Origin of the sequence: Paracoccus sediminis (assembly GCF_900188295.1) — a bacterium.
Taxonomy (GTDB): domain Bacteria; phylum Pseudomonadota; class Alphaproteobacteria; order Rhodobacterales; family Rhodobacteraceae; genus Paracoccus; species Paracoccus sediminis.
In genome coordinates, this window is sequence record NZ_FZNM01000006.1 from 1 (window position 1) to 12,086 (window position 12,086).

At 63.6% G+C, this 12,086-nt stretch carries 10 protein-coding genes; 4 read left to right on the forward strand and 6 right to left on the reverse strand.

Features of this window, described 5'->3' with window-relative positions; translation table 11 throughout:
* Positions 1 to 217: 217 nt before the first annotated feature.
* The 3 genes from CHB77_RS09910 (at position 218) to CHB77_RS09920 (ending at position 1,966) form a co-directional block, all read left to right on the forward strand.
* On the forward strand, positions 218 to 772 hold the full coding sequence (locus CHB77_RS09910; RefSeq protein WP_089388060.1) for a thioredoxin family protein: 555 nt from the start codon (positions 218 to 220) through the stop codon (positions 770 to 772).
* On the forward strand, positions 769 to 1,449 hold the full coding sequence (gene gph / locus CHB77_RS09915; RefSeq protein ID WP_089388061.1) for a phosphoglycolate phosphatase: 681 nt from the start codon (positions 769 to 771) through the stop codon (positions 1,447 to 1,449). The genes CHB77_RS09910 and gph overlap by 4 nt, the downstream gene beginning before the upstream one ends.
* Positions 1,450 to 1,540: 91 nt before the next feature.
* Positions 1,541 to 1,966, forward strand: a complete 426-nt coding sequence (locus tag CHB77_RS09920) for a protein tyrosine phosphatase family protein (protein ID WP_089388062.1) — start codon at positions 1,541 to 1,543, stop codon at positions 1,964 to 1,966.
* 7 nt (positions 1,967 to 1,973) lie between these two features.
* Here the strand turns inward: CHB77_RS09920 and CHB77_RS09925 are convergent, their stop codons facing one another.
* The 6 genes from CHB77_RS09925 to CHB77_RS09950 all read right to left on the reverse strand — a co-directional run bounded on the left by CHB77_RS09925 (position 1,974) and on the right by CHB77_RS09950 (position 9,274).
* Positions 1,974 to 2,318, reverse strand: a complete 345-nt coding sequence (locus CHB77_RS09925; RefSeq protein WP_089388063.1) for an arsenate reductase family protein — start codon at positions 2,316 to 2,318, stop codon at positions 1,974 to 1,976.
* A gap of 132 nt (positions 2,319 to 2,450) precedes the next feature.
* A complete protein-coding gene (locus CHB77_RS09930) occupies positions 2,451 to 3,758 on the reverse strand; it encodes a DUF3422 family protein (protein ID WP_089388064.1) in 1,308 nt (435 codons plus the stop codon).
* Between the two features lie 11 nt (positions 3,759 to 3,769).
* Entirely contained in the window at positions 3,770 to 5,203 is a 1,434-nt protein-coding gene (locus CHB77_RS09935) for an NCS1 family nucleobase:cation symporter-1 (protein WP_089388065.1), read from the reverse strand.
* Between the two features lie 199 nt (positions 5,204 to 5,402).
* Positions 5,403 to 6,842 (reverse strand): NAD(P)(+) transhydrogenase (Re/Si-specific) subunit beta, encoded by a 1,440-nt coding sequence (locus tag CHB77_RS09940; RefSeq protein WP_089388066.1) that lies wholly within the window; start codon positions 6,840 to 6,842, stop codon positions 5,403 to 5,405.
* A 10-nt stretch (positions 6,843 to 6,852) separates the two neighbouring features.
* The gene (locus CHB77_RS09945) at positions 6,853 to 8,433 is read right to left on the reverse strand and encodes a Re/Si-specific NAD(P)(+) transhydrogenase subunit alpha (RefSeq protein WP_089388226.1); all 1,581 of its coding nucleotides are present in this window, start codon (positions 8,431 to 8,433) and stop codon (positions 6,853 to 6,855) included.
* Between the two features lie 175 nt (positions 8,434 to 8,608).
* Entirely contained in the window at positions 8,609 to 9,274 is a 666-nt protein-coding gene (locus tag CHB77_RS09950; protein ID WP_176430330.1) for a hypothetical protein, read from the reverse strand.
* A gap of 194 nt (positions 9,275 to 9,468) precedes the next feature.
* Between CHB77_RS09950 and pepN the strand changes: the two genes are divergently transcribed.
* Positions 9,469 to 12,060 (forward strand): aminopeptidase N, encoded by a 2,592-nt coding sequence (gene pepN / locus CHB77_RS09955; RefSeq protein ID WP_089388067.1) that lies wholly within the window; start codon positions 9,469 to 9,471, stop codon positions 12,058 to 12,060.
* The last annotated feature ends 26 nt before the right edge of the window (positions 12,061 to 12,086 follow it).

Consider the following 12,086-nt stretch of genomic DNA (forward strand, 5'->3'; position numbering starts at 1 on the left):
AAAGCTCAGGTGCTGGTAGTGGGAAGCCATTCGTCAACCTCAATGCAAATACCTGTATTACTTTGGCATTTGCACTTCGTTTGTGAATCCACCCGCGGTTATACTGAATTTTTATAATCTGTGTTATGGAATAAAGCTCCATGGGATCCGACCAAGGCGGGACTTGTTTCGTGTTCTGCCACTGTTCAGACTGCCTCTGAAACCAAGGAGGATTTGCATGGCCGTTTCACCACCTGTCTGCGATTTCGGTGCTCTGTGGCATGACTTTCGCCTGCCTGACACCGATGGCCGCACTTGCAGTCTTTCCGACATCGCCGGGCCACGCGGCACATTGATCATGTTCATCTGCAATCACTGCCCGTATGTCCAGTCGATCATCGACCGGGTTGTCCGGGACGCGCGGCAGATGCAAGCCGCGGGGATCGGGGTGGTCGCGATTTCGGCTAACGACGCTGACGAATATCCGCAGGACGGCCCGGACCAGATGCGGGCCGAGGCGGCACGGCACGGTTTCACCTTTCCTTATCTTTATGACGAAACCCAGGCGGTCGCGCGGGCCTATGGCGCGGAATGCACGCCTGATTTCTTCGGCTATAACGCCAAGGGCGAATTGCAGTATCGTGGGCGGTTCGACATTTCGGCCCGGACGCCCGGCCCGTCGGGCGCCCGTCGCGAGCTGCTCGAGGCCATGTTGCAGATCGCGGAAACCGGCAAGGGACCGGAAAACCAGGTTGCCTCGATGGGATGCTCGATCAAGTGGAAAACAGCATGAATGTCTGCCTTGCACCCCTTCCAATTGTCTTCGATCTTGACGGCACCCTGATCGACAGCGCGCCCGACATTCATGCCTGCGTGAACACGGTGCTGGGCCATCACGATACGCTTCCGCTGACGCTGGATCAGGTCCGCAGCTTCATCGGCGGCGGTGTTGAGGTCCTGTGGCAAAAGATCATCGCGGCCCGTGATCTGCCCGATGACAAAATCCCCGATTACATTTCGGCGTTCATGTTGTGCTATCAGGATGCAACCCAGATGACTCGTCTGTTTCCCGGCGTGGCAGAGGCGCTGAATCTGCTGGCCGATCGGGGATACCCCCTGGGTATTTGCACCAACAAGCCCCATGCCGTGACATGCGGCATTTTGGATCATTTCGGGATCGCGAATCTGTTCGGATCGGTCATCGGCGGGGATTCGGTCCAGGAACGCAAGCCTCATCCGGCGCCCTTGCGGGCCGCGCTGCTGGGGCTGGGCGCCGACCCGTTGAACCCCAAGGCACTCTACGTCGGCGACAGCGAATTCGACGCGGCCTGTGCGGCGGCGGTTCCGGTGCCCTTTCTGATCTATTCGCAAGGCTATCGGCATACACCCTTGGCCGATCTGCCGCATCTGGCGTCTTTCGACGATTTCGCCGCCCTGCCCGGCCTGATCGACATGCAGCCCGCCGATTGAACCGGACCACGCGGGATTCATCGCCGCAACCGCTTGACATTCCTTCCCGTTTGCCACCATTCCTGCCGTGTTTGCTTGGGAAAGGACAGCCATGGACCTGCGTCAGCTTACGCCGAACCTTGCGGTATCGCCGCAGATTGGCATCGACGACGTGCCGCTGTTGGCAGAGTCCGGGTTCAAGACGCTGATTAACAACCGTCCCAATGACGAGGCGGGCGCCGTCGACAACGAGGCGATGGCCAAGGCTGCGGCCGATGCGGGGATGGATTATCACTATCTTCCGTTTCAGCCGGGTCAGGTCACACCCGATCTGATCCAGGGCTTTGCCTCGGCGCTGGATGGCGCCAAGCCCGCGATTGCCTATTGCCGTTCGGGCAACCGTTCGACGGTCCTGTGGGCGCTGAGCCAGAGCGGCAAGCAGTCCGAAACCGAACTGCTGAACACCGCGGCCGAGGCCGGCTTTGACCTGACGGGGGTTGTTCCCTTGATGCGGTCGCTGGCAGGCCAGCGAAGCTGATCCGTCATCAGGCCGGCACGCCCAAGGCGCGCTTGACGTTCGCGGTCCATCCCAACAGCCGCAGGTCGCCTGCGACGATTGCCGGGCGCTTCATCACGCTGGGCTTGCGGCCCATCATGGCGACTGGATTGTCCGCGCGTTCCGCGTCATCCATGCCGCGCCAGGTCAGGCTGGCCCGGTTGACGATCTTGTCGCCAAAGTCGGCCATCAGCACCGCTCGCTCGTTCTCGGACAACGGCTGCTTCTGGACATCGCGGAAATCGACGGTCCAGCCGTGCTGTTCCAGATCAGCCTGCGCCTTTTGGCAGGTGGAACAATGCGCAAGTCCGTATAGGGTCAGTTTCCCCGGCATCAGACGAAGGGCACCAAGGGCACCCCGCAGGCGGTCAGGGACAGGCAGGCGGCAAGGACGGCAAACAGTTTCACGGCGGTTCCATCGGTCAGGGCATCACCCCTTATCGTCGCCCTGCCCCGCCCCTTCAAGTCACAAATCACCCGGCGATCCATGGCCGTGCAGACTGCGGCGAACCTGCCGCATCGCCAGCCAGACGACCAGGACGGCCACCGGGGTCAGTCCCGCGATCAGATAGGCCTTGTCCACCCCCATCCGGGATGCGACCGGATACAGCGCATAGGACAAAAGGCCCACCACGTAATAGCTGATGGCGACGACCGACAGCCCCTCGACCGTGTGTTGCAGGCGCAATTGCAGGTCGGCCCGGCGGTCCATGCGTTCCAGCAGCAACTGGTTCTGGGCTGACCGTTCGACGTCGACTCGGGTGCGCAGCAGTTCGCCCGCACGTGCGGCGCGTTCCAGCATGGCCTTTAAACGCGTCTCGGCCGAGGCCGCGGTGCGCATGGCGGGTTGATAGCGGCGGCGCATGAATTCGGTCAGCATCTGGCGGTCGCGGAACCGCGTTTCGCGCAGCGCGGCGATCCGGTCCATGACGATGGCCTCATAGGCCTTGGTTGCGCCAAAGCGGAACGAATGCTGAACGGCCTGTGCTTCAAGCTCGGCCGATACCGTCAGCAGTTCCTGCAAGACCGTCTCGGCGGGGCGGGTTTCGTCGGTCATTCCGTCCACGATGGCCGACAGGCGCGGTTCAAGCTCGTTCAGGCGGCTGCTCAGTCCACGAACCCGACCAAGGCCCAGCATGGACATCGCGCGATAGGTTTCCAATTCGACAAGCCTGTGGACGATCCGGCCGATGCGGCCGTCCCCGACGCCGGGTTTCACGAACAGGGCGAACCGCATCCAGCCGTCGGCGTCGATCCTGAAGTCGCTGGCGATCAGGGCCGCTTCCTCCAACACCCAGACAGCGGTCAGGCTGTCGCGCGCGAACCAGGTGCCGATCCGGTCCAGGGCATCGGCCGGATCGTCCGGCAGAACGTCGATCTGTACCATGACGGCCGCCACGCGCTTGCCGGGCGCCGCTGCCTGCCAGTCCTGCGAAAAGATCGCCACCGCGCTTGGATCGAAAGGACGGATCGGCAGACCTGCCGTCAGGGCCATATAGGTCACGAACTCGGTATGGCTTTCCCATTTCAGGTCGTGGCGGCCCAGCCGCCCCTGGTAATGGCTTTCGTGGGGATCAGGACGCGGCCCGCCATGCCGGCTGGTCAATTGGGTCAGATGGGCCAGATCCCGCGCCCGGTCGCGGTTGGCTGCGTCCAGAGGCTCCTTGAAGGCCACAAAGACGCAGGTGGCCGGTGCGGACAGGCGGGGCGAAGGCCGGGCATGCAGTTCGTTGACAAGATCGTATCGCAACGGATGTTCAAGTTCCGGCCCCACGCCATTCCCCTTCAATTCCGGCGCGACAGCAGGATATACAGCACCCCGCCCAGGACCGCACCGATCAGCCATCCAAAGCCCGACAGGGCCTGCAACGGCGGCAACCAGACCGTGCCGATCGAAAACACCGCCGCGATTCCCACTGCCATGATCGCACGCCGGTTCCAACCGCCATCATAGTAGTACTGACCGTTCGGATCGGCGGTGAACATCTGATCGATGTTCAGTTTCCGCTTTTTGACCACATAGTAATCGGCGATCAGGATCCCATAGAGGGGCGCAAGGATCGCGCCCAGCGTATCGACGAACCCGGCGATGCCGATGGTCGAGATGACCGAAACCCACAGCGCGCCGATCACGAAGGCCAGGGCCGCCGTGATAAGCCCCCCGGTTCGGGCGCTGATGGTCGAGGGCGACAGGTTCGCGATGTCATAGGCGGCCGGAACAAAGTTCGCGACCAGGTTTATGCCCACGGTCGCGGCGAAGAAGGTGACGGCCGCGATCAGGGTCAGTGCCAGGCTGTCCACCCGTTCGACGATGGCGGTGGGATCGGTCAGCCGTTCGCCGAACAGCACGACCGCGCCTGCCGTGATGAACAGCGCGATGAACGAAAAAAACGCCATGGATACCGGCAGGCCCCAGAAATTGCCGGCCCGCATCTGGCGTTCCGTCTGAACGAAGCGGGAAAAGTCGCCGAAATTGATGACCACCGCCGCGAAATACGCGACCATGGTGCCCACCACCGCGATGAAGCCCGCAACCGTGCCACGGTCGCTTGCGCCGCCCTGAAAGATCAGTCCGATCTCGGACCAGATGCCGTTGCCGGCCTGATACCAGATCATCAGCGCCAGGGCGATCATGACCACATATACGAACGGGCCGGCCCAGTTCAGGAACTTGCCGACCCATTCGATTCCCATCAGGAACAGCCCGATCTGGAATCCGGCGACGATGACATAGGCGATCCAGTCCACGCCGTTCAGACCCAGGAATCCGCCCGCCGCGTCCTCGATCCCGAACAGGGCGTGGATCGCCAGGGCGACGGCCGTGGAGGCGAAATAGGTCTGCACACCGTACCAGAAGATCGCCACGATCCCCCGGATCAGCGCCGGAAATCTCGCGCCCTTAACCCCCATCGACGATCGCGCCATGACCGCATAGGGAATGCCATAGCGGACCGAGGGGCGGCCGGACAGGTTGACCAGCCACATCACGATCAGGCCCGACACCACGATTGCGGTAAAGGTCAGCCAGCCGTTCAGCCCATAGGACAGGAACAGGGACGCGGCCAGCGTGTAACCGAACAGGCTCTGAATGTCGTTGTTCCAGACGTTGAAAATCTCGAACGCGCCCCATTGCCTTCTTTCATGGGGGACGGGCGCAAGATCCTCGTTGAACAGCGACGGATCGCCAGTGCTGATGTGGATATAGTCCGGGTGGTTCATGGCGGCGCCCCCTGTCGCTGCGGTTGTTGGTTGATCTGCATCACAGCCGAAAGTTCGTGCGCCTCCAAGCAGGACCGTGCCGAAGCAAGTCCGGGTTTCGTGAAATCACTGTTGCGGGAAAATGACTTTACAGATTGCCCAAAACACGGGCGCGGCCGGAACGAATCAACAGGGGGGCGATGCTTCCGCCCCCCTGGCCTCACTCGATCATCGGCAACAGCTTGTTGATGCTGTCCTTGGCGTCGCCATAGAACATCCGGGTGTTGTCCTTGAAGAACAACGGGTTCTCGATGCCGGAATAGCCGGTGCCCTGCCCGCGCTTGGACACGAACACCTGCTTGGCCTTCCAGACCTCCAGCACAGGCATCCCGGCGATGGGGCTGTTCGGATCGTCCTGGGCGGCCGGGTTCACGATGTCGTTCGATCCAATGACGATGACCACGTCGGTGGACGGGAAATCCTCGTTGATCTCGTCCATCTCCAGCACGATGTCATAGGGCACCTTCGCCTCGGCCAGCAGGACGTTCATGTGGCCTGGCAGGCGTCCCGCGACGGGGTGGATGGCAAAGCGCACGGTCTTGCCCGCCGCGCGCAGCTTGCGGGTCAGTTCGCTGACCGCGCCCTGCGCCTGGGCCACCGCCATGCCGTATCCCGGCACGATGATGACGCTGTCGGCGTCGTTCAGCGCCGCGGCCACGCCGTCGGCGTCGATGGCGACCTGTTCGCCCTCGATCTCGGCCGCAGGCCCGGTCTCTCCCCCAAACCCGCCCAGGATGACGCTGACGAAGTTGCGGTTCATCGCCTTGCACATGATGTAGGACAGGATCGCACCGGACGACCCCACGAGTGCCCCCACCACGATCAGCAGGTCGTTGCCCAGCGTAAAGCCGATGGCGGCGGCCGCCCAGCCGGAATAGCTGTTCAGCATCGATACCACCACCGGCATGTCGGCCCCGCCGATGCCCATGATAAGGTGATAACCGATGAAGAACGCCAGCAGCGTAATCAGGATCAGCCACAGGATCGCCGGTCCGACGCCCGTGAAGTACAGGATGCCCAGCAGGACGGACAGCGCCAGGGCGCCCGCGTTCAGCATATGCCCGCCCGGCAGCTTTTTCGGCTTGCCGTCGATCTTTCCGGCCAGCTTGCCAAACGCTACGATCGACCCGGTAAAGGTCACGGCGCCGATGAAGATGCCCAGGAAGACCTCGATCTTCAGCATGGCGATCTCGGCCGGGGTCTTGTCGGCCAGAACGGCGGCAAAGCCGTGGAACACCTGCACGCCCTCGGCCTTGGCGCGCAGGACGCGGGCCAGTTCGATCTGGGCGTTGAAGCCCACGAAGACCGCCGCAAGGCCCACCAGCGAATGCATCGCGGCGACCAGTTGCGGCATCTCGGTCATCTGGACACGCTTGGCCACAATCCAGCCGACAGTGCCGCCGATCGCGATCATGACGACCGACAGCAGCCAGTTGCCCGCGCCCGGACCAAGCAGCGTGGCCAATACGGCCAAGCCCATGCCGACGATACCGTACCAGATGGCGCGCTTGGCGCTTTCCTGGCCCGACAGCCCCCCCAGCGACAGGATGAACAGCACGGCTGCGACCACATAGGCCGCGGTGGTGAATCCGTAATCCATGGCTGCCTCCTCAGGACTTCTGGAACATGGCAAGCATCCGGCGAGTCACCATGAAGCCGCCGAAAATGTTGACGCCCGCCATCAGGACGGCCAGCGCCCCCAGCAGGACGACCCACCACGACCCCGATCCGATCTGCATCAGCGCGCCCAGGATGATGATGGAGCTGATCGCGTTGGTGATCGCCATCAGCGGCGTGTGCAGCGAATGGGCGACGTTCCAGATCACCCGGAAGCCGACAAAGCAGGCCAGCACGAAAACGATGAAATGCGCCATGAAGCTGGCCGGCGCGATCGCGCCGATCAGCAACAGAACGATCGCGCCGACGCCCAGCAGCGTCACCTGCGATTTCGTATCCGCCCTGAAGGCGGCAACCTCGGCGGCGCGGCGTTCCTCGACCGTCAGCTCGCGTTTCTTTTCCTTGGGCTTTTGCGCCGCGATGGCCGCGATCTTGGGCGGCGGCGGCGGCCATGTGACGTCGTGATCGCGCGTCACCGTGGCGCCGCGGATCACGTCGTCCTCCATGTTGTGCTGGATCACGCCGTCCTTCTTGGGCGTCAGGTCCGTCATGAAGTGGCGGATGTTGTTGCCATAGAGTTCGGACGCCTGCGCGCCCATGCGCGACGGAAAATCGGTATAGCCGACGATGGTGACGCCGTTTTCGGTGACGTGCTTTTCGTCGGGAATGGTCAGTTCGCAGTTGCCGCCACGCTCGGCGGCCAAATCCACGATCACGCTGCCGGGCTTCATCGCCTCGACCATGTCGCGGGTCCACAGCTTGGGCGCGTCGCGGCCGGGGATCAGCGCGGTGGTGATGACCACGTCCATCTGGGGCGCAAGCTCACGGAACTTGGCCAGCTGCTTTTCCCGGAATTCGGGGCTGGACGGCGCAGCATAGCCGCCGGTCGCGGCGCCGTCCTGGGCAGCAGATGCCTCGTCGAAATCAAGGAACACGAACTCGGCGCCCATTGATTCGATCTGTTCGGCCACCTCGGGGCGCACGTCGAAAGCATAAACCTGCGCACCCAGGCTGACGGCAGTGCCGATGGCGGCAAGCCCCGCAACGCCCGCGCCCACCACAAGAACCTTGGCCGGGGGCACCTTGCCCGCTGCTGTCACCTGACCGGTGAAAAAGCGGCCAAAGTTGTTCGCCGCCTCGATCACGGCCCGATAGCCGGCGATGTTGGCCATGGACGACAACGCGTCCATCTTTTGCGCACGGCTGATGCGCGGCACCATGTCCATGGCGATGGCGGTGACGCCCTGCTCCTTGGCAAGCGCCAGCAGTTCCGAGTTCTGGCCGGGATAGAAAAAGCTGATTAGCGTCTGACCCGGCTGCATCTGCCGTATCTCGTCGTCGGATGGCTGACGGACCTTGGCGACGACATCGACAGCCCCGATCAGTTCGGATGCGTTCGGAACGACGGTGACACCCGCCCCCCGATAGCTGTCGTCCGAAAACCCGGCCCGTGCGCCCGCGCCGCTTTCCACGAACACTTCGTGTCCCAGCTTCATCAGATGCCCGGCAGAGGACGGCGTGACCGCAACCCGCGCCTCGCCCTCGAAGCTTTCCTTCAATGCGCCAATCTTCATGGCCCAGTTGCCCCCCTGCGTGTCCATTTCCGTTGCCGACAGATAGCACCGCGAAATATTCTTTCACAAGTCCGTGCGGCAGAACACCATGCGGAATGTTCAGGAAACGATGCAGGAAATGAAAACGCCCGCGATCCTGGGATCGCGGGCGATGGCAATGACATATTGTCGACGATCAGTTGGTCGGTGCAGGAGTAGCCGGTGCAGTGGTCGCGGGCGCAGGGGTGGCCGTTGCAGGAGCGGGCGTTTCATCGACCGTCACCGCATCATCGACCGCATCGGCGGCGTCGTCCGCCGACTCGGCTGCCGCATCCGCCGCGTTCTCGGCCGCCGCACCGGCGGCATTGGCCGCATCCTCGGCAGCGGTACCGGCGGCATCGACCGCGTTCTGGGTGGCCGACGCGGCGCTTTCGGCAGCATTCTCTGCAGCAGCGGCCGCATCTTCAGCCGCATCGTTCGTCGCGTCGGCTGCGTTATCGACTGCGTTTTCGGTTGCCGTGGCGGCGCTGTCCGCCGCAGCCTCGGCATCGCTGCTGGCGGCCTCGGCATCCGCGGCGGCATCGGCCGCGGCGTCTGTCGCGGGCGCGTCGGTGGTCGTCACGGTGGTGGTGTCGCCGTCCACGGCAACGGTGTCATCGCCGGTAAAGCGTTGCAGCACGAAATATGCCAGCGCCAGTGCCAGCAGGACGCCGATAATCAACGGCAGCGGCGAAGAACGGCGTTCCACAGGTTCGACATAGGTTTCGTTGCGAACCAGCGGATCGGCAGGGCGGGCGGGATCGACGGGACGGGCGGGATCGACGGGGCGGGTACGGTTCGGATCGTTGGGATCATAGGTCATCGCTGGCCTCCAAGAGTTCTGTGTCAAGGCACCGGTATGGTGTCGCGGTCTTCGCCCCGCCTGCGACCCTGCCGTGTGATGCTGGGACGTCCGGCAGGGGCCAGCCGACTTGCGACCCGGCCTTCATGCGACTAACACCTTGGACAAGATCAGGTTCCGCCGCGCAGAGCAGCTTTCTTCACGCCGAGGATACGATGACTACGACCCAAGGGCAGAATGCGCATTATCTTGCCGATTACCGGCCTTATCCGTTTGTTTTGACTGCAACTCGGATGACATTCGAACTGCACCCGCAGGCCACCCGCGTCGTCACCGCCCTGTCCCTGGCGCCGCGCGATCCGCAGCAGGCCGAGGATTTGGTTCTGGACGGCGGCAAGGGCGTCAAGCTGGTTTCGCTGACCATCGACGGCGTTGCGCCGGACCCCTCCCGGATCATCCGTCGCGAGGAAACCCTGACGATCTCGGCCGCCGCCCTGCCCCCGCATCCGTTCCTTCTGGAAACCGCCGTCCAGATCGATCCCTCGGCAAACACGGCGTTCGAGGGGCTGTACATCTCGAACGGGATGTTCTGCACCCAGTGCGAGGCCGAGGGGTTCCGTCATATCACCTTCTATCCCGACCGCCCGGATGTGATGGCGACCTTTCACGTCACCATCGACAGCGATCTGCCGGTGCTGCTGTCGAACGGCAATCCTGTCGGGCAATCGCAGGGCCGCGCCGAATGGCACGATCCCTGGCCCAAGCCCAGCTATCTGTTCGCGCTTGTCGCGGGCGATCTGGTTGCGGTCAGCGACAGTTTCACCACACGGTCGGGCCGCCGGGTTGCGTTGAACGTCTGGGTCCGGCCAGGCGACCAGGATCGGGCGGGCTTTGCGATGGAATCCCTCGTCAAGTCGATGTCATGGGACGAGGCTGTCTATGGCCGGGAATACGATCTGGACGTATTCAACATCGTTGCGGTGGACGATTTCAACATGGGAGCCATGGAAAACAAGGGGTTGAACATCTTCAACTCGAAACTGGTCCTGGCCAGCCCCGATACCGCGACTGACACCGACTATGACCGGATCGAGGCCGTGATCGCCCACGAATATTTCCACAATTGGACCGGCAACCGGATCACCTGCCGCGACTGGTTCCAGCTGTGCCTCAAGGAAGGGCTGACGGTGTTCCGCGACCAGCAGTTCACGTCCGACCTGCGATCCGCCGCAGTCAAGCGGATCGAGGATGTGCAGGCCCTGCGCGCCCGGCAGTTCCGCGAGGATCAGGGTCCGCTGGCCCATCCCCCGCGCCCCGACCGGTACGAGGAGATCAACAATTTCTATACCGCGACCGTTTACGAAAAAGGCGCCGAGGTGATCGGGATGTTGAAGCGGCTTGTGGGTGACGACGGCTATCGCCGGGCGCTGGATCTGTATTTCGACCGTCACGACGGCGACGCGGCCACTATCGAGGACTGGTTGCAGGTGTTCCAGGATGCCACCGGCCGCGACCTGACGCAATTCAAGCGGTGGTACACCGATGCCGGCACCCCGCGCCTGAGCCTGGCCGAGGACTGGCAGCCCGGCGACACGGGCGGCACGCTGACCCTGACCTTCACGCAGGACAATCCCCCCACGCCCGGCCAGACGCAGAAATCGCCGCGTGTCATACCCGTCGCGGTGGGCCTCATCGGCCCCAATGGCGACGAGATCGTGCCGACGCAGGTTCTAGAGATGACCGAAGCCAGCCAGAGCTTTTCCTTTGACGGCTTGGGCGCCCGCCCCGTCGTGTCGGCCTTGCGCGGCTTTTCGGCCCCCGTCACGCTGTCGCGCCCTCTGGACGACGCCACCCGAGCTTTCCTGCTGGCTCACGACACCGATCCTTTCGCCCGATGGGAGGCCGGGCGCGATCTTGCGCTGTCGGCTCTGACCGCCGCCTCTCGGGGACAGGCCGTCAGCGGGGATTATGTCGATGCCATCGGCCACCTGATCGCCGACGGCAATGCCGATCCGGCCTTTCGTGCCCTGTGCCTGAACCTGCCCGGAGAGGAGGAGATCGCCACCCGCCTGTCGTCACAGGGTATCGTTCCTGTTCCCGACGCGATCCATGTTGCCCGCGAAGCCTTGGCCCGCCGGATTGCGGAAACGCATCTGGACCTGCTGTCGCGGCTTTACGACGACATGGCGGTCCCCGGACCCTATCGTCCCGATGCCTCGGACGCTGCCCGGCGGTCGCTGCGCCATGCCGTGCTGGCGCTGCTGACCCGCATCGACGGCGGCGAACGCGCCGAGATCCTGTTCGGGATCGCGGGCAACATGACCGAACGAATGGCGGCGCTGACGGCCCTGCTGCGGCGGGGCCTGGGACAGGCCGAACTTGCGGCCCTGCACGACCAGTTCGCGGGCAACCGGCTTGTCATGGACAAGTGGTTCGGGATCCAGCCCATGGCCGCGCCCCCCGCCCAGGCCGTGCAGATCGCCCATGCCCTGTCGCAGCGCAAGGATTTCGACTGGAAAAATCCCAACCGCTTTCGCGCGCTGATCGGCGGGCTGTCGGCAAACCACGCCGGTTTTCATGCCGCCGACGGATCGGGCTATGACTTCGTGGCCAACTGGCTGCTGCGCATGGATCCGCTGAACCCGCAGATCGCCGCGCGCATGTCCACGGCGTTCGAGACCTGGACCCGCTATGACGCGGGACGGCGCGCCAGGGCCTTAACGGCCCTGGAACGAATTGCCGCTGCCGACGGTTTGAGCAGGAATACCAGCGAGATGGTGTCGCGGATGATCGCCGCGGGTTCGTGAAGCCGCTTGTGATCGCCTGAACGCCG